16 protein-coding genes are annotated in these 20,477 nt (G+C 73.6%); 10 read left to right on the forward strand and 6 right to left on the reverse strand.

Annotated elements, in window-relative coordinates:
- Nucleotides 1-103 precede the first annotated feature (103 nt).
- Nucleotides 104-1,636, forward strand: coding sequence for a glycosyltransferase family 39 protein (locus ACIOJE_RS26660; protein WP_280678513.1), 1,533 nt, complete (start codon nucleotides 104-106; stop codon nucleotides 1,634-1,636).
- Between the two features lie 88 nt (nucleotides 1,637-1,724).
- Here ACIOJE_RS26660 and ACIOJE_RS26665 read toward each other — a convergent pair whose 3' ends face one another.
- On the reverse strand, nucleotides 1,725-4,127 hold the full coding sequence (locus ACIOJE_RS26665) for a hypothetical protein (RefSeq protein WP_400779338.1): 2,403 nt from the start codon (nucleotides 4,125-4,127) through the stop codon (nucleotides 1,725-1,727).
- Between the two features lie 298 nt (nucleotides 4,128-4,425).
- Between ACIOJE_RS26665 and ACIOJE_RS26670 the strand changes: the two genes are divergently transcribed.
- The 3 genes from ACIOJE_RS26670 (at nucleotide 4,426) to ACIOJE_RS26680 (ending at nucleotide 6,843) form a co-directional block, all read left to right on the forward strand.
- Nucleotides 4,426-5,172 carry a GPP34 family phosphoprotein gene (locus tag ACIOJE_RS26670; protein WP_280678517.1) on the forward strand — a complete coding sequence of 249 codons (747 nt, stop codon included), beginning with the start codon at nucleotides 4,426-4,428 and terminating at the stop codon, nucleotides 5,170-5,172.
- Between the two features lie 601 nt (nucleotides 5,173-5,773).
- A complete protein-coding gene (locus tag ACIOJE_RS26675; protein ID WP_400779340.1) occupies nucleotides 5,774-6,634 on the forward strand; it encodes a helix-turn-helix domain-containing protein in 861 nt (286 codons plus the stop codon).
- The gene (locus ACIOJE_RS26680) at nucleotides 6,634-6,843 is read left to right on the forward strand and encodes a DUF397 domain-containing protein (protein WP_280678521.1); all 210 of its coding nucleotides are present in this window, start codon (nucleotides 6,634-6,636) and stop codon (nucleotides 6,841-6,843) included. Before ACIOJE_RS26675 ends, ACIOJE_RS26680 begins: the two co-directional genes overlap by 1 nt.
- Nucleotides 6,844-7,042: 199 nt before the next feature.
- On the opposite strand, the gene ACIOJE_RS26685 is transcribed toward ACIOJE_RS26680, so the two are convergent.
- Both ACIOJE_RS26685 and ACIOJE_RS26690 read right to left on the reverse strand, forming a co-directional pair.
- Entirely contained in the window at nucleotides 7,043-8,158 is a 1,116-nt protein-coding gene (locus ACIOJE_RS26685) for an ADP-ribosylglycohydrolase family protein (RefSeq protein WP_280678527.1), read from the reverse strand.
- A gap of 173 nt (nucleotides 8,159-8,331) precedes the next feature.
- Complete coding sequence (locus tag ACIOJE_RS26690) at nucleotides 8,332-10,905, reverse strand: bifunctional FO biosynthesis protein CofGH (protein WP_280678529.1); 2,574 nt, start codon at nucleotides 10,903-10,905, stop codon at nucleotides 8,332-8,334.
- Between the two features lie 197 nt (nucleotides 10,906-11,102).
- Here ACIOJE_RS26690 and ACIOJE_RS26695 point away from each other — a divergent pair, with 197 nt between their 5' ends.
- Genes ACIOJE_RS26695 through ACIOJE_RS26705 form a run of 3 tightly spaced genes read left to right on the forward strand, consistent with a single transcriptional unit; the run spans nucleotide 11,103 to nucleotide 14,400 of the window.
- Nucleotides 11,103-12,401, forward strand: a complete 1,299-nt coding sequence (locus tag ACIOJE_RS26695) for an outer membrane lipoprotein carrier protein LolA (protein WP_400779343.1) — start codon at nucleotides 11,103-11,105, stop codon at nucleotides 12,399-12,401.
- Nucleotides 12,402-12,404: 3 nt separating this feature from the next.
- Complete coding sequence (locus ACIOJE_RS26700; protein ID WP_400779345.1) at nucleotides 12,405-13,523, forward strand: ABC transporter ATP-binding protein; 1,119 nt, start codon at nucleotides 12,405-12,407, stop codon at nucleotides 13,521-13,523.
- Nucleotides 13,510-14,400, forward strand: a complete 891-nt coding sequence (locus ACIOJE_RS26705; protein ID WP_280678535.1) for an ABC transporter permease — start codon at nucleotides 13,510-13,512, stop codon at nucleotides 14,398-14,400. Before ACIOJE_RS26700 ends, ACIOJE_RS26705 begins: the two co-directional genes overlap by 14 nt.
- Here ACIOJE_RS26705 and rarD read toward each other — a convergent pair.
- Together rarD and ACIOJE_RS26715 are read right to left on the reverse strand one after the other, a co-directional pair.
- Nucleotides 14,390-15,358 carry an EamA family transporter RarD gene (gene rarD / locus ACIOJE_RS26710; RefSeq protein WP_400779348.1) on the reverse strand — a complete coding sequence of 323 codons (969 nt, stop codon included), beginning with the start codon at nucleotides 15,356-15,358 and terminating at the stop codon, nucleotides 14,390-14,392. The genes ACIOJE_RS26705 and rarD overlap by 11 nt on opposite strands.
- A 239-nt stretch (nucleotides 15,359-15,597) precedes the next feature.
- Nucleotides 15,598-16,371, reverse strand: coding sequence for a TetR/AcrR family transcriptional regulator C-terminal domain-containing protein (locus ACIOJE_RS26715; protein ID WP_400779350.1), 774 nt, complete (start codon nucleotides 16,369-16,371; stop codon nucleotides 15,598-15,600).
- Nucleotides 16,372-16,411: 40 nt separating this feature from the next.
- On the opposite strand from ACIOJE_RS26715, the gene ACIOJE_RS26720 reads away from it, so the two are divergent.
- Entirely contained in the window at nucleotides 16,412-16,636 is a 225-nt protein-coding gene (locus ACIOJE_RS26720) for a DUF6011 domain-containing protein (RefSeq protein ID WP_280678541.1), read from the forward strand.
- An 11-nt stretch (nucleotides 16,637-16,647) separates the two neighbouring features.
- On the opposite strand, the gene ACIOJE_RS26725 is transcribed toward ACIOJE_RS26720, so the two are convergent.
- Entirely contained in the window at nucleotides 16,648-18,582 is a 1,935-nt protein-coding gene (locus tag ACIOJE_RS26725; protein ID WP_400779352.1) for a tetratricopeptide repeat protein, read from the reverse strand.
- A 258-nt stretch (nucleotides 18,583-18,840) separates the two neighbouring features.
- On the opposite strand from ACIOJE_RS26725, the gene ACIOJE_RS26730 reads away from it, so the two are divergent.
- Together ACIOJE_RS26730 and ACIOJE_RS26735 are read left to right on the forward strand one after the other, a co-directional pair.
- Nucleotides 18,841-19,557, forward strand: a complete 717-nt coding sequence (locus ACIOJE_RS26730; RefSeq protein ID WP_400779354.1) for a chitinase — start codon at nucleotides 18,841-18,843, stop codon at nucleotides 19,555-19,557.
- A gap of 264 nt (nucleotides 19,558-19,821) precedes the next feature.
- On the forward strand, nucleotides 19,822-20,475 hold the full coding sequence (locus ACIOJE_RS26735; RefSeq protein WP_400779356.1) for a CatB-related O-acetyltransferase: 654 nt from the start codon (nucleotides 19,822-19,824) through the stop codon (nucleotides 20,473-20,475).
- Nucleotides 20,476-20,477 lie beyond the last annotated feature (2 nt).

A 20,477-nucleotide genomic window follows, 5' to 3' on the forward strand; every position in this document is an offset into this window, starting at 1 on the left:
GTTGGGGGTGCGGGTGCCGACGGGGGGTCAGGGGAGGTCCAGTAGCCTGCCGGGAAGTGTTCGACCCGCCCTGTCCCGCCGCGCGAAGGAGACGAAGGACCCGATGAGACCTGCTGGGCACCCGGTGGTGCGACTGCTGGGGCAGGTGTGGGTGTGGCCCGCGGTGGTGATGCTGGCGGTGGGCGGGTACCGGCTGGGGACGCCGGAGCTGTGGCGGGACGAGATGGCGACCTGGACGGCGGCCACCCGGTCGCTGGGCGACCTGCTGAGCCTGCTGCAGCACATAGACGCCAGCAACGGCGCGTACTACCTGCTGATGCACGGCTGGACCGCGGTGTTCGGCGACTCCGTGATGGCGCTGCGAATACCGTCCGTGCTGGCGATGGCGGGGGCGGCCGCGTTCGTGGCGCTGACCGCCGAGCGGCTGTTCGGCAACCGGGTGGCGGCGGTCGGCGCGGGGCTGCTGTTCGCGGTGCCGCCGGAGGTGTCCCGGTACGCGCAGGAGGCGCGCGCGTACGCGCTGGTGACCTGCGCGATCGCGGCGGCCACCTGGTTCCTGCTGCGGGCGCTGGAGCGGCCGACGTGGCGGCGGTGGGCGCCGTACTGCGCGGCGATGGCGGTGGCCGGCGCCGGGCACCTGATCTCGTTCAGCACGGTGGCCGGGCAGGTCCCGCTGGTGCTGCTGCACCTGTGGCGCACGCGCGGGGCGGTGGAGCGGCGGCTGCTGTGGCAGTACCCGGTGGCGGTGGGGGTGGCGGCACTGCCGGTGCTGCCGGTGGTGCTGCTGGGCAGCCGGCAGTCGGACCGACAGCTGGGCTGGATCGATACGCCGTCCCTCTGGGACCTGAGGCACTTCGGCGAGCACCTGTTCGGCTCGGATCAGGCCTTCCACGCCTTCGCCCTGCTGGCGCTGCCGGCGCTGCTGCTGCCGGGTCGGCGGGTGCAGGCCTGGCAGGCGCTGATGCTCGCGGAGCTGCCGGTGGTGGGCGTGTGGGTGGTGTCGCAGGGCGGCACCTCGTACTTCATAGAGCGGTACCTGCTGTTCACGGTGCCCGCGTGGGCGGTGCTGGCCGGGGGCGGGGTCGGCGCGGTGTACGGCGTGGCGGCGGCCTGGGCGAAACGTTTCCGTGCCTCGGGACCGGCCCGGGCGGCGGCGGGGCTGCTGGCGCTGGGGCTGCTCGCCGTCCCGGCCGTGGCGGCGCTGCCGGAGCAGCCCGCGGTGCGCTACGTGGGCTCGCACAACGACTCGGAGGAGCCGTTCCGGGCGGCGGCCGGGGTGATCGCGGCCGGCTACCGGTCCGGGGACGGGATGGCGGCCCCACTGGGCAACCAGGCCTGGGCGATGGTGTGGCCGGGCGTCAGCTACTACCTGCCGGAGGACGTCCGCCCGTACCCGGTCTTCGTCGCGCAGAGTGCCGATGACGCGGAGGACCTGTCACCGGCGCCGTGCCCGCAGCCGGAGTCCTGCCTGGGGCAGGGGGAACGGATCTGGCTCCTGGTCCTCGGGGACATCGAGGACCCGCTGACCGCCATGCCGGAGGAGCAGGCGCAGGCACTCCGCACGCGGTACGGGACGCCCGACCAGGTGACGCCGCTCGGCGGGCTCACGGTCGCGCTGCTCGACCGCGACAACTGACGCGGGGCCCGGAGAACGGCGACGGACGGGCCCGGAGAACGACGGAGGGGGAGCCGGGCGAACCGGCTCCCCCTCCGTCGTTGCGGGTTCAGAGCGTGCGGGTCAGCCGGGACTGGATGGACGGCGGGTTCAGGTCGGACTGAAGGGCCACCGGGACCGTCGCCCGGTTCTCGCCCTCGCCCACCCACAGCGTGCCGACCTCCTGGCCGGCCTTCGCGGTGTGGCCGAGCTTCGCCGCGTCCAGGCTGAGCGTGCCGGTGACGCCGGGGAAACCGGCCACCACGAGGTCCTTGGTCGCGACGACCGGGACCTTGCCGCCGAGACCGTCCTCGACGGAGCCGACGACGTCGCCCTTCTTGGCGAGGGTCTGGCCGGTCAGGCCGTTCTGCGCGGCCTGGATCTGCTTGCCGCTGACCTTCAGCACCGTCGGGAGGATGCCGTCGGCGGGGGCCGAGGAGGTGGCCTGCTGCCCCAGGGTGACACCCAGGATCAGCCGCTTCACACCGCCGATCTCCTTGTAGGCGGCCCACATCAGGCAGCCGCCGGCCGGAGTGCTGGAGCCGGTCTTGACCCCGATGATCCCGGCCTTCGGGTTGATCAGGGTGTTGGTGTTGAAGACCTTCTGGGTGCCGAGGGTGGTGTCCGGGGTGGAGACGATCTGGCGGAAGATCTCGTCCTGCATGACCTGCTCGGCCAGCTTCAGCTGGTCCTTGGCGGTGCTCTTGGTGTCCGCGTTGAAGCCGGCCGGGTCCGCGTACGTGGTGTTGCCCATCCCGAACTTGGCCGCGGTCTCGTTCATCAGCTTGACGAACGCCTCCTCGGAGCCGGAGTGGAAGCGGGCGAGCAGCCGGGCCACGTTGTTGGCCGACGGCAGCATCAGCATCTCCAGCGCCTGGTACTCGGTGAGCACCTGGTTCTCGGTGAGCGGCACCTTCGACTCGTCGACGTTGCCGGACTCCTGCGCGGCCTGCTTGTCGACGGTGATCTTCGGGCCGCTCTCCCCCTTCTTCAGCGGGAACTTCTGCAGGATCAGGTAGGCGTTCATCACCTTGGTGACGCTGGCGATCGAGGCCGGCGTCTCCGGGCCGGAGCTGCCCAGGCTGCCCACGCCGACCACCTCGGCCGCGGACTGGCCCTTGGCCGGCCAGGCGAGGTCGAGCTGGTCACCGCCGAAGCTGAAGCCGCTCGCGGCGGTCAGCCGCACCTTGGCGTCCGGCAGCGGGCGCAGCAACTGGGCCACCACCGCCGCGCCGAGCACCACGGCCAGGAAGACCGTCCAGATGGTGACCCGCTTGAGCGCGCGGCGCAGCGGTGAGACCGGGCGGGCGTTGAGGGTCGCCAGGACATCCATCGCCTCGGCGGTGTTCTCCGGCGAGGTCAGCGGCTCCGGGGCGGGCAGCGGCTCGGGCTTCGGCAGCGGCGGGACGGGCGGCACCGGCCGCGGGTCGGGGGTGGGCAGCGGCTCGGGGGCCGGGGCGGGGCCGGGCTCGGGCACGGGGGCCGGCTTCGGCAGCGGCTCCGGGCCCGGCTGCGGCTCGGGTTCGGGGACGGGCTTGGGCGCCGGGTGCGGCTCGGGCACCGGATCCGGGACGGGGGACGGCTCGGGCACCGGGCTCGGCACCGGGGGCTCGGGAACCGTACCGGCCGCGGGGGCGGCGGGGGCGCGCAGCGGCCCGAGCTTCTCCAGCTTCTCGGACGCGACCGACTTCACCGGCTTCACCGACGCGGGGTCCTCGGCAGCCGAATCGGCCTCAGCCGACCCGTCCGACTCGGCGGACTCGGCGGACTCGGCGGACTCGGCGGGGACGGCGGGGACGGCGGGGGCGGCGGACTCGGCCGCGGCCTCCTTCGGCGCGTCAGTCTTCGGTGCGTCAGTCCCGAGCGCGTCGGCCTCCGGCACATCCGCCCCGGGCTCGTCGGACTCGGGCTCGTCGGACTCGGGCTCGTCGGACTCAGGCACGTCCGCCTCGCGTGCGTCGCCCTCGGCGGGCGCGGACGCCCCCGGCGTGTCGCCCTCGGCCGCGCTCTTCCCACCGGCCGCCGCCGTGCTCTCCGCCGCACCCTTCCCCGCGACTGCCGCGCCCTCCGCGGCCGTCCGCATGGCGAGACGCGGGTCGGCGCCGACGGGCCGCTCGGGCACTGCGTCCGCGGCGGCGGAAGCCTCCGCAGTCTCTGCGACCTCCGCTGCATCCTCGGAATTCCTGGCAGCGGCGGGCTTCGTCAGCTCCTCGGGCAGCCGCAGCGCGGTGGTCGCGCTGTCCACCGGCAGCCGCAGCATCGTGGTCTTGCTGTCCACATCCCGGACACGGAGCTGTACGGTCGAGCCGCGCTTGGCCCCCTTCTCCGGCGCGTCGCCGGGGGCGGCATCGGCCTCCGGGCCCGCGGTGCCGTCGGGGTCCGCACCGGCACCGGCGGCCGTCCCGGTCCGTTCGCGTTCGCGCTCCTGCGCCCGCTCGCCGTCCCTCAGCACCCTGTCGGGGGACTCGCCCACGTATCCCAGCCTCCTCAACGCCCGGCGGGGCACCGGCAGACCCGATTTCGGGAAGCCGACGCCCCGCCCCGTGTACCTGTACAGTCTCCGCCACCGACGGCCGATCCGGCCGCGCACACCCCGCCCGACCGGCGCTTATTGCCGTCGCACGGCCGCGCTGCGGCCCGTTCACCGGTCAGACGCCCGGCCCACCGCCCCTGGTTCCCCGCCTTCACCGCAAGGTCACGATTCGGAGGCGTACTCGACAAGCCCGTGTGAGAGGCGTCACCCTGTCTCTCATCCACGCGGGGAGGCTTGGATGGGCAAGAGCCGCAGAACTGTTCCCGAGGAACTCTTGCTGCTCGCTTTGGACCCGACCACGGGTACCACGGCGCAGCCGCAGACCCTCGACCTCGGACTCGCCGGGGCGCAGCTCGTCGAGCTGTCCCTGGCCGGACGGATCGTACCGGAGGGAGACCGGATCGCTGTCGTGCTCGCACGGCCGACCGGCGACCCGACTCTGGACCACGCACTGGAACTGCTGCGCCGACGCGGCAGTCCGGTCCGCGCGGCGCACTGGATCGGCGGGCCCCGACTGGGGCTGCGGCAGACCTACCTGGCGCACCTGGAGCGCTGCGGCATGGTCACGGCCGTGCCGGGCCAGGTGTGCGGGGTGCTGCCGACGACCCGCTACCAGGCGTCGGACGACTGCACCAACGCCGCGATCAAACAGCGGCTGGACACCGCCATCCGCACCGGCGTGCCGCCGGACCCGCGGACGGCGGCGCTGGCGGCCCTGGCCCACTCGGTGGGCCTGGGCAAGCACCTGTACCCGGGCAACGAGGGCCGGTCCTCACGGTCGCGGTTGCGCGACCTGATCCGGTACGACCCGCTGGGCGGGATGGTCGCGCACGCCGTGATGGACGTGCAGAACGGCCTGCCGGCGCAGCAGAACCGTTCACCCCAGGGGTCCGCGACCGGCGCCTCCGGCACCGGCCGCTCCGGCGCCCGTGCGGCGGGCCGGGGTTCCGGGCGGGTCGCCGCCTCACGGGTCGGCGTCCGCTGACCGGGGCCGCCCCGGCGCACGGAACGCCGTCCCGAACCCCGTACCGACCGCCGTGCGGCACGCACGGCCCGTACGGCACGCACGGCCTGCACGGCACGCCTGGCGACACGCCCGACGGCGCGCGCCACCTCGCTCACGCCGCCCGACGGCGCTGAGCGACCCGACGCACCACCAACGCGCCACCCGGCACGACGTGCACCACCCGCACCACCCGCACCACCAGAAGCACGGAGGGGCGGTCGCCCCGCGACGGAAGTCGCCCGGCGACCGCCCCTCTGCCGTCCCCGAGGACCCGCCGAGGCCCGCCCGGGGAGCCCGGCGGACCCTGTCCTCGCATGTGCCACCGGCACCTGCACCGCCGGGGAGCACAACTCACAGCACGTACCGGTACGAGCCGCTGAGCCGCATTACCACCTGGGGACCTTCGGCGTCTCACAGAAGTGCTTTTCCGACGATCTGTTCTACTGCGCTCCTGTGATTCCTGACGCCGACCTGGCCCAAGATGACATGCTGCTCCAAGTCAGGGGGGTTGGTCCCAATGTCCGAAGTGTTCCGAGGGCTGCCGTTCCAACGATCACCAGAGGTCCGGCCGGAGGTCGACGTGTCCGCCAACATCAATCCCACCGTGCGCCGCCGGCGCCTCGGCTCGGAGCTGCGCAAGCTCCGCGAAGGCCTCGGGATGACCGCGGAGGAGGTGGCCGGCCGGCTGATGGTCTCCCAGTCGAAGATCAGCCGACTGGAGAACGGCCGCCGCAGCATCAGCCAGCGCGACGTGCGCGACCTCTGCGACGTCTACCTCGTGAACGACGAGCAGCTGCGCACCAGCCTCATGGAGATGGCCAAGGAGTCGCGCCAGCGCGGCTGGTGGCACGACTTCAACGACATGCCGACCCCGTACAGCGTCTACATCGGGCTGGAGGCCGAAGCCTCCTCGATCCGCGCGTACGAGTCCTCGTTCGTCCCGGGCCTGCTGCAGACCGAGCAGTACGCGCAGGCCGTCGTCGAGGGCACCCAGCCGGACACCGACGCGCTCGCCGTGCAGCGCCGGGTGCAGGTCCGGATGAAGCGCCAGGACCGCATCCAGGGCGAGAACCAGCTGGGCAGCCTGTGGACCGTCATAGACGAGGCGGTGCTGCGCCGCGAGGTCGGCAGCCGCGAGGTGATGGCCCAGCAGCTGAAGCACATGATGGAGCTGAGCCAGCGGCCGAACATCACGATCCAGGTGATCCCGTTCTCGGCCGGTGCCCACCCCGGCATGACCGGGACATTCTCCCTGCTGGAGTTCCCCGAGTCAGCCGATTCCACGGTTGTCTACTTCGAAGGGGTGACGAGCGATCTCTACCTGGAGAAGGACGCGGACGTGCGCCGCTATACCGGTCTGTACGACTACCTGAGGGCGGCAGCGCTCGGCGTGGCGGAGAGCCGGACACTGATAGCTGAGATTGAAGAGGGATACCACTGATGAGCACCACCTCCGAGCACGGAACCCGCTGGCGCAAGAGCAGTCACAGCGGCGGCAACGGCGCTTGTGTGGAGATCGCCAGGCCGGCCGCCGGGGCGGTGGCGGTACGGGACTCGAAGGACCCTCAGGGACCGCAGCTCCGCTTCTCCGCCGAGGCCTGGAACGCGTTCGCGAGCGCCACGGCCGCGGGGGCGTTCGGCGGCCCCTGATCCGGCCCCTCGTCAGGCCCCGATCCAGCCCCCGGTCCGGCCCCCCGATCCGGTCCCTCAGCAAGGCCGCGGGACCCCGATCCGGCTCCGTGCTCGGTCCAGTTGCCCGTAGCGGTGGCCGTCGCCCTCTCCGGCGGCGGCCGACGCTACGGGCAACTGTCGTTCGCACCGCTCCCGTTCGGCGCACCACCTGATGGTCTCAGCGCACCACCGGGTACCGGCCGGACCAGATCAGCCCCTCCGGGGTCCGCGGGTCGTGCAGTTCGGCGCCGTGCATCAGCTCCAGCACGAAGTCGTCGGCCAGTTCGAGGATCGCGCCGCGCCCCTCCAGCCCGGCCACCAGCCCGGACGGCAGCGCGGTGTCACCGTGCAGCACCCCGAGCAGGTTCCCGCAGATCGCGCCGGTGGAGTCGCTGTCCCCGGAGTGGTTGACCGCGAGCAGCAGGCCCGAGCGCACGTCGTGCGCGACGAGTGCGCAGTAGACCCCGATCGCCAGTGCCTCCTCGGCGACCCAGCCCTCCCCCAGCGCCTCGACCCGGTCGGCGGACGGCTCGCCGGCCCGGACGGCGTCCAGCGCGGCCCGCAGCGCGGCGGTGGTCTCCTCGTGCGCCTGCCGCTCGGAGAGCAGGGCCAGGGCGAGGTGGACGCCCTCCTCCAGGGTGCCGCCGCGGGCCACGCTGTGGACGATCACCGCGAACGCGCCGGCCGCGAGGTAGCCGGTGGGGTGCCCGTGGGTGAGCACCGCGCACTCCACCGCGAGTTGGAACACCAGGCCCGGCTCCCAGGTGGTGAGCAGCCCGAACGGCGCCGCCCGCACCACCGTGCCGCAGGCCTTGGAGTGCGGGTTCTTGGGCCGCTCCAGGGTGCCGAGACGCTCGCCCTCGGCTCCGGAGAGGCCGGACAGGCAGCCCTGGCCGGGGGCGCGCTGGGCGTACAGCCACTCCTCGCGGCCGAGCCAGCCGAGGTCGGGGCGGCGCTCGTCGGGGCCCCAGTCGCGCTGGCTGGCGGCCCAGCGCAGGTAGGCCAGGTGCAGGTCGGTGGGCGGGTGCCAGCTGCCGGTGTCGCGCCGGATGTGGGCGCGGATCAGGCCGTCGACGGTGAACAGGGTGAGCTGGGTGTCGTCGGTGACGGCGCCGGTGCGCCCGTACGCGGGGACGTACCCGGTGACGCCCTGCGGGCCGTGCTGGGCGCGGATCTTCTCCAGCGGCTCGAACTCGACGCCGGCGCCGAGCGCGTCGCCGATGGCACCGCCGAGCAGACAGCCCCGCACCCGGCTGCGGAAGTCCTGCTGCTGGGCGCGTGACCACAGTGGCATCACGACGGGGCGCCTTTCGTCGGGGCAGGGGGCCGCGCGACGCTCGGCCGGTCGCGCGCCCTGGCACTGTATTCGAAGGTTCGAACGTATCGACGAGCCACCTCGAACACCAGCACTTCAACACACTGTTGCAACCCCGCCGTCCGGCGCCCCGGGCGGCCACGCCGCCGGGATCAGTCCACGACCGGCAGCAGCTCCGGCAGGTGCCCGTCCGAGGCCAGCGCCGCCGCCCGGCGCTCGGCCGGCACCTCGCCGTAGGTGGTGGTGCGCTGGCGGTGCGGGCGGCCCGCCGCCTCGGCGATCGCCTGGAGGTCCCGCACCGACTTGTAACTCCCGTACGCCGAACCGGCCATCCGCGAGATGGTCTCCTCCATCAGCGTGCCGCCCAGGTCGTTGGCGCCCGAGCGGAGCATCTCGGCGGCGCCCTCCGCGCCCAGCTTGACCCAGCTGGTCTGGATGTTGGGGATGTGCGGGTGCAGCAGCAGCCGGGCCATCGCGACCACCGCGCGGTTGTCCCGGGCGGTCGGGCCGGGCCGGGCGATGCCGGCCAGGTAAACCGGCGCGTTGGTGTGGATGAACGGCAGGGTCACGAACTCGGTGAAGCCACCGGTGCGCTGCTGGATCCCGGCGAGCAGCCGCAGGTGCCCGAGCCAGTGCGCCGGGGTGTCCACGTGCCCGTACATCATCGTGGACGAGGAGCGGATGCCCAGCTCGTGCGCGGTGGTGACCACCTCGACCCAGGTGGCGGCCGGCAGCTTGCCCTTGGTGAGCACCCAGCGGACCTCGTCGTCCAGGATCTCGGCGGCGGTGCCCGGGATGCTGTCCAGGCCGTTCTCCTTGGCCCGCTGGAGCCAGTCGCGGATGGACAGGCCGGTGCGGGTCGCGCCGTTGACCACCTCCATCGGGGAGAAGGCGTGCACGTGGATGCCGGGCACCCGCTCCTTCACCGCGCGGGCGATGTCGAAGTAGGCGGTGCCGGGCAGGTCCGGGTGGATTCCGCCCTGCATGCAGACCTCGGTGGCGCCCACCTCCCAGGCCTGCGCGGCGCGGTCGGCGACCTGCTGCAGCGACAGGGTGTAGGCGTCGGCGTCGGTGCGGCGCTGGGCGAAGGCGCAGAAGCGGCAGCCGGTGTAGCAGACGTTGGTGAAGTTGATGTTCCGGGTGACGCAGTAGGTGACGTCCTCCCCGACGGCGTCCCGGCGGACGTCGTCGGCGATCCGGCAGAGCGCGTCCAGAGCCGGGCCGTCCGCGTGGAACAGCGCCAGCGCCTGGTCGTCGGTCAGCCGCGTCGGGTCGTCGGCGGCCACCGCCAGGGCCTCGCGCAGGTCGCCCGCGAGCCGCTCCGGCGCGCCGGCGGCGAGCACCTGCTCGCGCAGCACCTCCCAGTCGCCGTAGACGTCCTCGAAGTCGGCCCGGCGGTCGCCGGTGCGCCCCTCGGTGTCGATGGTGGCGTGCAGGTCGGTCCGCCCGTACGCGTCGGGCAGGTCCTCGGGCTCCTGCCAGGGCAGGCCGCGGACCACCGCGTCCGGGTTCGCCAGCCCGGTCTGCGGGTCGGCCAGGGCGCGCACGTGCGGCAGCACCCGCGGGTCCAGCCAGGGCTCGCCGCGCCGCACGTACTCGGGGTAGACGGCCAGGCGCTCGCGCAGCTCGAAGCCGGCCGCCGCAGAGCGCTCGGCGAGCCGCTCGATCTGCGGCCACGGGCGCTCGGGGTTGACGTGGTCGGGGGTCAGCGGGGAGACGCCGCCCCAGTCGTCGACGCCGGCCGCGATCAGCCGCCCGTACTCACCGTCCACCAGGTTCGGCGGCGCCTGCAGGCAGGCGGCCGGGCCCATCAGGTGCCGGGCCACCGCCACGGTGGCGACCAGCTCGTCCAGTTCGGCGTCGGGCATGCCGCGCATCGCCGTGTCCGGCTTGGCGCGGAAGTTCTGCAGGATCAGCTCCTGGACGCCGTGGTAGGCGCGGGAGACCTTGCGCAGCGCGAACAGCGACTCGGCGCGCTCCTGGTAGGTCTCGCCGATGCCGATCAGCAGGCCGCTGGTGAACGGGACGGAGCTGCGCCCGGCGTCCTCCAGCACCCGCAGCCGGACGGCCGGCTCCTTGTCCGGCGAGCCGAAGTGCGGGCCGCCGGGCTCGCTCCACAGCCGGGTGGCGGTGGTCTCCAGCATCATGCCCATCGAGGCGGAGACGGGCTTGAGCCGCTGGAAGTCCGTCCAGCTCAGCACCCCGGGGTTGAGGTGCGGGAGCAGGCCGGTCTCCTCCAGGATCCGGATCGACATCGCCCGCACGTAGGCGATGGTGTCGTCGTAGCCGTGCGCGTCGAGCCACTCGCGGGCCTCGGGCCAGCGGTCCTCCGGCTTGTCGCCGAGGGTGATCAGGGCTTCCTTGCAGCCGAGTTCGGCGCCGCGCCGGGCGACGTCCAGCACCTCGTCGGGGGACATGAACATCCCGTGGCCGGCGCGGCGCAGCTTGCCGGGGACGGTGACGAAGGTGCAGTAGTGGCACTTGTCGCGGCAGAGCCGGGTGAGCGGGATGAAGACGCTCTTGGAGTAGGTGATGACGCCGGGCCGCCCGGCCGCCGCCAGCCCGGCGTCTCGGACCCGGGCGGCGCCGGCACAGAGGTCGCTCAGGTCCTCGCCTCTGGCCTGGAGCAGCACGGCGGCCTCGGTCACGTCGAGGGCGACGCCGTCCCGGGCGCGGCGCAGGGCGCGCCGCATCGCGTTAGCGGTCGGGGGGGTGCTTGCGTCCATGGCGGTTCCGTCCATGGCGCGACCCTACGCCAGGTGTCGTACGTTCGGAGGAGTCAACCCTGAGGCCTTCTCAGGGTCGGTGTACCCGGGAGGTTTACCCCGAACTGGCCCTGCAGGGCGATGACGGGGGCGGTCGGCGGGCCTCTAATGGAGGAGCACAGCCAATCGCTCGTGTTCACAGAGGAGTTGAGGACGCCATGACCATTGACACGGCGGCGGGGGACAGCGTGGACGGCGGCGTGCCGTACCGTTCGCGACGGCGCACCCTGGTACGGGCCGGGGTGCCGCTGGCGGTGGCCGCGGTGATCGCCACCGGGATCGGGCTGGTGCCCGCGCTGGCGGCCGACTCCCCGCCCGACCTTCCGACCCTGACGGCCGAGCAGGTGGTGGCCAAGGCGCTCGGCTCCGACGCGCAGAGCCTCTCCGGCACGGTGTCCGTCTCCACCGACCTCGGTCTGCCCAGCCAGCTGCTCGGCGCCGCGGCCGGCGGGCTCGGCGCGGCGGCCGGCCGCGGCGGGGGCCAGAACGGCGGCTCCTCGGCGGCGGACCCGCAGTCCAAGCTGCTCGGCCTGCTCGGCGGCGACCAGACCCTGCGGGTCGCGGTGGACGGCCCGGACCGCCAGCGGGTGGACCTGCTGGAGAACATGGCCGGCTACACCGTCGTCCACAACGGCGACCAGGCCTGGGCCTGGGACAGCTCGACCAACACCGCCGTGCACCTGACCGGCCCGGCGGCGGCCGCCGCCCAGCACACCGGCAAGCACCCGGGCGCTCCGCTGACCGGGGTGCCGACGACCCCGCAGGAGGCCGCCCGGCAGTTCCTGGACGCGAGCGCGGGCACCACCTCGGTCACCGTGGCGGGCACCGCCAACGTGGCCGGGCAGAAGGCGTACCAGCTGAGCGTCAAGCCCACCCAGTCCGGTTCGACCGTCGCCGAGGTCCGGATCGCGGTCGCCGCCGACAACGGGGTGCCGCTCTCGGTCGTGGTCAAGGGCGTCGACGGTTCCACCGTCCTGGACGTGCACTTCACCGACGTGTCCTTCGCCAAGCCGGCCGGCAAGACCTTCGACTTCACCGTGCCCAAGGGCGCCAAGGTGACGGAGCAGAAGGCGGACGGCGCCGCGGGACGGCACGACGCGGCGGGGCAGGACGCGGCCGGCCAGGGCGCACCGGGCAAGGGCCAGGCGGGCACGGGAGCGGACGGCCGGGGCCACGACGGCGTGAACGTGATCGGCGAGGGCTGGACGACCGTGGTCTCGGCGCAGCTGCCCGCCGGCACCGTCGGCGCACCGCAGGACGGCGGGAAGAGCGGCAAGCACGGCGGCCGGGGCCAGGCCCTGAACCCGCAGGCGCTGCTGAAGTCGCTCGGCAAGCCGGTCGGCGGCGGCACGCTGATCAGCACCAAGGTGGTGAACGTCCTGGTCACCGACGACGGCCGGGTCTTCGCCGGCGCGGTGACCCTGCCGGTGCTGCAGCACGCCGCCGGGGTGAACTGACGGATGACCAAGGCTCCCGTAACGGGGGACGTTACGGAGTCGGCCGGGGGTCCGGGCGCCGAGCAGCGCCCGGCCCCCGCGCCTTCCACCACCACCTCCCCCTCCTCCCCCTCCCCTGCCTCCGTCGATTCCGGCACCGACGACGTGATCAGGACCCGCGGCCTGACCAAGCGCTTCCGGGGCGGCCAGCTCGCCGTGGACGGCCTGGACCTGAGCGTGCCGCGCGGCTCCGTCTTCGGCTTCCTCGGCCCGAACGGCTCCGGCAAGACCACCACCATCCGGATGCTGATGGGCCTGATCTCCCCCACCTCCGGCGTGGCCACCGTCCTCGGCGAGCCGATGCCGCAGTCCGTCGCCGGCGTGCTGCCCCGGGTGGGCGCGCTGATCGAGGGCCCGGCGCTGTACGGCTTCCTCTCCGGGCGGGACAACCTGATCCGGTTCGACGCCGCCGATCCGACCGCCGACCCCCGCACCCGGCGCCACCGCGTCGAGACGGCGCTGGAGCGGGTCGGGCTGAGCGCGGCGGCGGGCAAGAAGGCCCGCGCCTACTCGCTGGGCATGAAGCAGCGGCTCGGCCTGGCCTCGGCGCTGCTGCAGCCGCGCGAGCTGCTGGTGCTGGACGAGCCCACCAACGGGCTGGACCCGCAGGGCATGCGTGAGATCCGGGCGCTGGTGCGGGAGGTCGCGGGGGAGGGCACCACGGTGTTCCTCTCCTCGCACCTGCTGGACGAGATCGAGCAGGTCTGCTCGCACGCGGCGGTGATGTCCCGGGGCCGGCTGGTGGTGCAGGGCACCGTCGCCGAGCTGGCCGCCCGGGCGCAGGGCCGGCTGGTGGTCCGCACACCGGACGTCGCCCAGGCCGTGGAGGTGCTGGCGGCCCACCAGGTCGGTTCGCTGCTGCCCGGCGACGGGCGGGTGGACGGCGAGCTCGGCGCGCTCGGGTCGTCGGCCGGCACGTCGGGCGGTACGTCGGGCGGCACGTCGGCCGAGGAGGCGCTGCCGAAGCTGTGCGCGGCGCTGGTCGAGGCCGGCGTGCGGGTGCACGGGTTCGGGCTGGAGCGGGGCACGTTGGAGGACGCCTTCGTGGCGCTGACCGGGGAGGGCTTCGATGTCGCAGGCTGAGACGGCGGGGCCCGCGGCACCGCCCGTCCGGATCGGGCGGCGGCCGCAGACGGCGGCCGGGTTCCTGGCGCTGTTCCGCAACGAGCTGCACCTGACCTTCCGCCGGATGCGCACCAAGGTGCTGCTGGGGATCCTGGCGGTGCTGCCGATCCTGATCGGCGTGGTCGTCAAGCTCAACACGGACAGCCCGCACGAGGGCGGCGGCGGCGTGAACTTCATCGCGCAGACCACCCAGAACGGCCTGTTCCTGGTGTTCACCGCGCTCGCGGTCGCGCTGCCGGTGTTCCTGCCGATGACGGTCGGCGTGGTCGCCGGGGACTCGGTCGCCGGCGAGGCGGCCACCGGGACGCTGCGCTACCTGCTGGTCGCGCCGGCCGGACGGACCAGGCTGCTGGCCGCCAAGTTCACCGCCGGGCTGGTGTTCTGCCTGGCCGCCACCGCGGCGGTCGCGGCGGCGGCGCTGGCCACCGGCGCCGCGCTGTTCCCGCTCGGCGAGGTGACGCTGATCTCCGGGGACACCATCGGCTTCGGCGACGCGCTGTTGCGGGCGGTCCTGGTGGCCGGGGTGGTGGCGGCCTCGCTGGCCGGGCTGGTGGCCATCGGGCTGTTCGTCTCCACGCTCACCGGCAGCGGCATCGCGGCGATGGCCGCGACCGTCGGGCTGGTGATCACCGTGCAGATCCTGGACGCCTTCCCGCAGCTGGACGCCGTCCGGCCGTTCCTGTTCACCCACTACTGGCTCAGCTTCGCGGACCTGCTGCGCCAGCCGATGTACTGGGACGGCGTGTGGAAGGACCTCGGCCTGCAGGCCGCCTACGTCGCCGTGTTCGGCGCGGCGGCCTGGTCCCGCTTCGCCAGCCGGGACATCAGCGCCTGACCGCCGCCTCGGCGGGGGCGGGCTGCGGCACGGCCGCGGCCCGCCCCGCGCGGTCGGCCCGCAGCTGGCGCAGCGCGTCCCAGGTGAGCACCACGAGGGCCGCCCAGACCAGGGCGAACCCGGCCCAGCGGGCGGGCGGCATCGACTCGTGGAACACCGCCACGCCGATCAGGAACTGGAACACCGGCGCCAGGTACTGCAGCAGCCCGAGCACGGTCAGCGGCACCCGCACGGCCGCCGCGCCGAAGAACAGCAGCGGGATCGCCGTGACCACCCCGCTGATCATCAGCAGCCCGGAGTGCCCCCAGCCGTACGAGCCGGCCACCGTGTGCCCGAAGGTGCCGCGCCCGCTGACCTCCAGGTAGACCAGGTAGCCGAGCGCGAACGGGAACATGAAGGCGCTCTCCGCCGCCAGGCTCTCCAGCCCGCTCAGCCCGACCTTCTTCTTCAGCAGGCCGTACGTGGCGAAGGACAGCGCCAGGGTGAGCGCGATCCACGGCAGCCGCCCGTACGCGACGCTCAGCACCACGACGGCGGCCGCGCCGATGCCGACCGCCGTCCACTGCGCCACGCGCAGCCGCTCCTTGAGCATCAGGACGCCGAAGGCGATGGTGACCAGCGGGTTGATGAAGTAGCCGAGGCTGGTCTCGACCACGTGCCCGGCGTTGACGCCCCAGATGTAGACGCCCCAGTTGATCGAGATCACCACGGCCGCGCCGGCCAGCATGGCGACCCGGCGGGGCTGGCGCAGCAGCGGGCGTATCCAGCCCCAGTGCCGCTGGGCGACCAGCAGCAGCACCACGGCGACCAGGGACCAGACCATCCGGTTGGCCAGGATGTCGTCGGCGGCGCCGGGCTCCAGCAGTGGCCAGAACAGGGGGAAGAGGCCCCAGATTCCGTAGGCCGCGAAGCCGTACCAGAGGCCTCGGCCGCTGTCCTGCTGGGTTGTCTCTGGCATGGCCGCCTGCCCTCCGCGCGCGTGTGTCGAGGTGACGGTAGCGGGCGGAAGGGCAGCCTGTCATCTCCGTTTCCGCATTTTGGTCATGACATCGCTGACCTGGGGAAACCTCGGGCCCCGGCCGTCGGGCCCCGAGGCGTCCGGGGAGACGTCGGGCCTTGGCGCCCTGGGCGTCAGACCGTGAGCGCGGCGCGGACCGACCGCGCGTGGTCGGCGGCGCCCGCGCATGACCGGCGCCGTCAGCCCTGCCCGGGCGTGACCAGCGCCGCCAGGCCGTCCAGGATGCGGGCCAGGCCGAAGGCGTACGCGTGGTCCGGGTCGTACGCGCCGCCGTGGGCCTCGCCGGCGGCGGCGCCCACCCGGGCGGCGACCGGGTAGCGCTCGGCGTCGAAGACCTTGGCGAGCAGGTCGGCGTTGGCGGCCCACCACTGCGCGTCGGTCATCGCGCTGTCCTGCCGGGCGGCGCGCTCGTCGGCGGCCATCCGGGCGCAGGTCTGGACGAAGCCGAGCAGGTGGGTGAGCGCGGCGTCCAGCTCGACGTCGGGCAGGCCGGTGCCCTCGAAGGCGCGCAGCTCGTACTCGTACTTGGCCATCAGGCCCGGGCCGAGCGGCGGGCGGCTGGTGGAGACGGCCGCGACCCAGGGGTGGGCGCGGTAGAGCGCCCGGTTGTCGTCGGCGACGGCGGTGACCCTGGCCCGCCAGCCGTCGCCCGCGGGGGTGCTGCGGGGCATCGCCGCGTAGGCCGTGTCCAGCATCAGGTCGAGCAGTTCGGCCTTGCCGGGGACGTAGGTGTACAGCGCCATCGGGGACAGCCCCAGCTCCTGCGCCACCCGGCGCATGGTGACGGCCTCCACGCCCTCGGCGTCGGCGAGGGCGATGGCCGCGGCGGCGATCTCACCGGTCGACCGGGCCTGCTTCGGACCGCGCCGCCCGGGCTTCTCCTCGGCGGTCAGCCCCCAGAGCAGGGCGAGGGTGCTCGCCGGGTCTCCTGCGCTGCTGCGGTCCGTGGCCATGGGGGGATCTTTTCACGGGCCGCCCGGCTACCGTCTCCCCATGACCAGCGCCCCGACCAGCAGCCCGGACCCGGCCGGCCCCGTGCCGCTCCCGGGCACCGACACCCGCGAGGCCGTCCGACCCCGCGTCACCTGCCGCCGCTGCCACCGCCCGCTGCACGACCCGGAGTCGCGGATCCTCCGGCTCGGCCCGGAGTGCCGTGATCCGGCGGAGCGGGTCGCGCGCTTCGACGTCGACCAGGATCCGCTGCCGGGCGTCGGCTAGGGCGTCCGGCCCTAGGACTGCGGGCCGCGCCCGAAGAGGCGGCGGAGGAAGCCGGGGCGGGGTTCCGACTGCGCCTCGGTCGATTCGACCGGTTCTTCACTCTCCTCGCCCTCCTCCGCCCCCGCGGCCTCCCGGGTCTCCTGGGCCTCGACCCGCTCGATCAGCCGCCGGGCCAGGTCGGCGTCGCCCTCGGGCAGCCAGGGTGCGGCGAGCGCCAGCGCGGCCAGCGACCGCAGGACGGTCACCACCCGGGTGCGGCGCGCCCGGGCGCTGTAGTGCAGGCGCTGCCGGAGCCGCTCGGCGATGTCGGCGCGGGTCTCGGGGTGCGTCCAGCCGATCGCGACGAGGGCGAAGCCGGCCGCCTCGACCACCCAGTCCTCGGGCCCGAGCAGCAGGTCGACCAGCACGCGGCGGCGGTCGGAGTCCTCCCACGGCTGGTCGGTGCGGTGGTGCGCGATGCCGAGGCAGGCGAAGACCTGGACGGCCCGCACCCACAGTTCGGGCTGGTGGGCGAGCAGGGCCCGGCCGAGCTCGTCCTCCCGGGGCATCGGCGGGTGGACGAGCGTGCCGAGCAGGTCGTCCAGCGGCAGCCCGGCCAGCCGGACGGCGTGGTCGTAGGCGGCGGGGACGGTCGGCCAGACGATCTCGGCGGTGGACCGGACGAGTTCGGCGCTCTCCGGCGCGGGCGGGGCGACGGCCGGACGTGGGTCGGTGCCGTCCCAGGCCCAGATCCGGGTGGTGGGTTCGACCAGCGGAAGCCGGGGGTCGGGCTCGGCGACCGACTGGTAGTCGACGGTGGCGAGCGGCAGCGCGAGGCGGACGGCCAGCAGCGAGCTGGGCGGCTCGACGGCGGAGGCCCTGCACCCGATCTCGCTGTCGCGGGTGGTGCCGGGGGCGGCGAGCACCTGGTGCAGCACGTTGACGGTCGCCTCGGTGGCGCCGGAGACCATGCCGAGCCAGGGCTCCCGGTGGCTGAGCCGCTCCAGCAGGTCCTGGGCGTACTCGTGGTCGGGGTGGGCGCGGTGGTGGTCGGCCAGGGCGAGCAGGTGGGCGGGGTCGCCGTCGACGGCGTGGCGCAGGCCGTACCGGGCGGGGGCCGCCTTGGGGTGGTCGGGTTCGGTGGCGAGCACCCGGTCCAGCCAGGACAGGCCGTCGGCGGGGCGGCCGAGGGTGCCGTACAGCTCGGCGACGTCGACGGCGAGGTAGCTGCTGGTGTTGTCCCGCTCCGGTTCGACCCGGGCCAGTTCGGCCTCCCAGACGGCGAGCGCCCGTTCGGGCCGGCCGTGGGCGCGCAGGGCGTTGCCGAGCATCACGGAGGGCATGTAGCCGGGGGCCAAGCGGTGGGCCAGTTCGGCGAGTTCGACGGCGCGGGCGGTGGCGCCGAGGCGGCGGGTGAGGCCGGAGGCCATCGCCAGCAGCAACGCGTGGTCGCCGTGGCGGGCCACCACGGCCTGCACGAAGCCGTCGAACGGCCGGACGGCGGCGGCGAGTTCGGCCGGTAGCGGGTCGGGCAGCCCGCCGGTCGCCCGGGCCACCGCCTGGGCGACGGCGTCCGGGTCGACGAGGGCGGGCAGGTCCTCGCGGGCGAGCCAGGCGGTGTGCGCCCAGGGTCTCGCGGGCTCGTACTGGATCGCGGAGGCGAGCAGGCCGACGGCGGTGTCCCAGTCCCCGGCGGCGGCCTCGACGTGGGCCCGGCAGGCGACGGTGCCCAGGTAGACCTGGCCGTCCAGCGGGAACAGCTCGCGGGCCGCGGCCGGCCCTCCGGCGGCGGCGCACAACTCGGCCAGCGCCTCGTGCAGTTCGGGCAGCTGGGGGTCGGCGAGGATCGCGTCGGCCAGGTGGTCGGCGGCGTGCGGGAGGTCCCCGGAGTCGATCGCCAGCCGGGCCACCGCCACCTCGCCCTCCGCCGCGAGCCGCTCGTCGCCTTCGTCGTCGGTCTGGCCCATGTGTTCGTCCCCCGCTCGCGGTGTCTCCGATGTGCGCGGATGAGGTTATCCCGCGTATACGACGACCGGATGATCACCCTGTCGGCGTGTCGGACGAGCTGGAGATGGCCTGAATCCCTCTCACCTCCTCGATCGGATACGACCCGAACGAGTGGTTTGGGCACCGGCGAACCGCTTGCTCTGAAATGCGCCCACCACGATGGACCCCAGCGCTTCGCCCCCGAAGCAACCCGCCCCGATTCCGAGCGAGTAGTGACGATGAAGCTCTCCCGCACCCTGTCCGCAGTGGCCTCGGCCGCTGTCCTGAGCACCATCGCCCTGACCGGGCCGGCCACGCCGGCGACCGCCGCCGGCTCGTTCGTGGTCAGCGAGTCCCAGTTCAACCAGATGTTCCCGAGCCGGAACGCCTTCTACACCTACCAGGGCCTGGTCGACGCCCTCAGCGCCTACCCGAAGTTCACCACCACCGGCAACGACGCCGCCCGCAAGCGCGAGGCGGCGGCGTTCCTCGCCAACGTCAGCCACGAGACCGGCGGGCTGAAGTACGTCGTCGAGCAGAACACCGCCAACTACAGCCACTACTGCGACGCCTCCCAGCCGTACGGCTGTCCGGCCGGCCAGGCCGCCTACTACGGGCGCGGGCCGCTGCAGATCAGCTGGAACTTCAACTACAAGGCCGCCGGCGACGCCCTGCACATCGACCTGCTGCACGACCCCTACCAGGTCGAGCGGAACTCCGCCGTCTCCTGGAAGACCGCCCTCTGGTTCTGGGACACCCAGAGCGGCGCCGGGTCGATGACCCCGCACGACGCCATCGTCAACAACAAGGGCTTCGGCGAGACCATCCGCAGCATCAACGGCGCGCTGGAGTGCGACGGCAAGAACCCGGACGAGCGCAACGACCGCATCAACCTGTACAAGAAGTTCGTCGGTGTCCTCGGCACCGACGTCGGAGGCGGCAACATCTCCTGCTGACCCGTCCGACGGTGCGCAGGGAGTCGGCCCGGCCGACGTCCTGCGCACAGCTGTGTGGCGGGACCGCCGCTTCGGCGGGGGGAGTCGGCGATGGGCGTGCAGTGGATGACGGGGGCGAGGGGAGGGCGTCACCCTTCGCCGTGATCAACATACGGCCCAGTGGGGGGCTTGCGGCAAGGCCCCGGTCGTGCCGCAGAATCTCCGGGTCGGCCGCTCGCTCGACGAACCGTCAGATCTTCTCGTTGCCTACGGAAGCACTTCGCGATGCCACCTGTTCCCGCCGACCCGACCGTGGTCCATCCGATGCCCGAGCAGCCGCGGGTGGTGCTGCTGAAACCGCTGGTCACCTCGCCGCTGATCGAGGTCGGAGAGTTCACCTACTACGACGATCCCGATGACCCGACCGCCTTCGAGACCCGCAACGTGCTGTACCACTACGGGCCGGAGAAGCTGGTCATCGGGAAGTTCTGCGCGCTGGGCACGGGTGTGCGGTTCATCATGAACGGCGCCAACCACCGCATGGACGGCCCCTCGACGTTCCCGTTCCCGATCATGGGCGGCTCCTGGGCCGAGCACTTCGACCTCGTCACCGGCCTGACCGGACGGGGCGACACGGTGGTGGGCAACGACGTCTGGTTCGGCTACGGGGCCATGGTGATGCCCGGCGTCCGCATCGGTCACGGGGCGATCATCGCCTCCGGCTCCGTCGTCGTCGACGACGTCCCCGACTACGGCATCGTGGGCGGCAACCCCGCCCGTCTCATCCGCCGCCGCTACGGCGATGCGGACGTCGACCGCCTCCTGGCCCTGGCCTGGTGGGACTGGCCGCTCCAGCGGATCACCGAACACGTCCGCACGATCATGTCCGGCAGCGTCGACGACCTGGCGAAGGCCGCGGCCGCCCAGGCGGCGGAGTAGCG

Source organism: Kitasatospora sp. NPDC087861 (genome assembly GCF_044742585.1).
Classification (GTDB): domain Bacteria; phylum Actinomycetota; class Actinomycetes; order Streptomycetales; family Streptomycetaceae; genus Kitasatospora.

Excerpts from the sequence above, each read along its gene's own strand:
- ACIOJE_RS26700 (WP_400779345.1), top strand. The coding sequence starts at position 12,405 with ATGACCAAGGCTCCCGTAACGGGGGACGTTACGGAGTCGGCCGGGGGT.
- ACIOJE_RS26705 (WP_280678535.1), top strand. The coding sequence starts at position 13,510 with ATGTCGCAGGCTGAGACGGCGGGGCCCGCGGCACCGCCCGTCCGGATC.
- rarD (WP_400779348.1), bottom strand. The coding sequence starts at position 15,358 with ATGCCAGAGACAACCCAGCAGGACAGCGGCCGAGGCCTCTGGTACGGC.
- ACIOJE_RS26685 (WP_280678527.1), bottom strand. The coding sequence starts at position 8,158 with ATGCCACTGTGGTCACGCGCCCAGCAGCAGGACTTCCGCAGCCGGGTG.
- ACIOJE_RS26660 (WP_280678513.1), top strand. The coding sequence starts at position 104 with ATGAGACCTGCTGGGCACCCGGTGGTGCGACTGCTGGGGCAGGTGTGG.
- ACIOJE_RS26725 (WP_400779352.1), bottom strand. The coding sequence starts at position 18,582 with ATGGGCCAGACCGACGACGAAGGCGACGAGCGGCTCGCGGCGGAGGGC.
- ACIOJE_RS26735 (WP_400779356.1), top strand. The coding sequence starts at position 19,822 with ATGCCACCTGTTCCCGCCGACCCGACCGTGGTCCATCCGATGCCCGAG.
- ACIOJE_RS26680 (WP_280678521.1), top strand. The coding sequence starts at position 6,634 with ATGAGCACCACCTCCGAGCACGGAACCCGCTGGCGCAAGAGCAGTCAC.
- ACIOJE_RS26730 (WP_400779354.1), top strand. The coding sequence starts at position 18,841 with ATGAAGCTCTCCCGCACCCTGTCCGCAGTGGCCTCGGCCGCTGTCCTG.
- ACIOJE_RS26720 (WP_280678541.1), top strand. The coding sequence starts at position 16,412 with ATGACCAGCGCCCCGACCAGCAGCCCGGACCCGGCCGGCCCCGTGCCG.
- ACIOJE_RS26715 (WP_400779350.1), bottom strand. The coding sequence starts at position 16,371 with ATGGCCACGGACCGCAGCAGCGCAGGAGACCCGGCGAGCACCCTCGCC.
- ACIOJE_RS26690 (WP_280678529.1), bottom strand. The coding sequence starts at position 10,905 with ATGGACGCAAGCACCCCCCCGACCGCTAACGCGATGCGGCGCGCCCTG.
- ACIOJE_RS26670 (WP_280678517.1), top strand. The coding sequence starts at position 4,426 with ATGGGCAAGAGCCGCAGAACTGTTCCCGAGGAACTCTTGCTGCTCGCT.
- ACIOJE_RS26695 (WP_400779343.1), top strand. The coding sequence starts at position 11,103 with ATGACCATTGACACGGCGGCGGGGGACAGCGTGGACGGCGGCGTGCCG.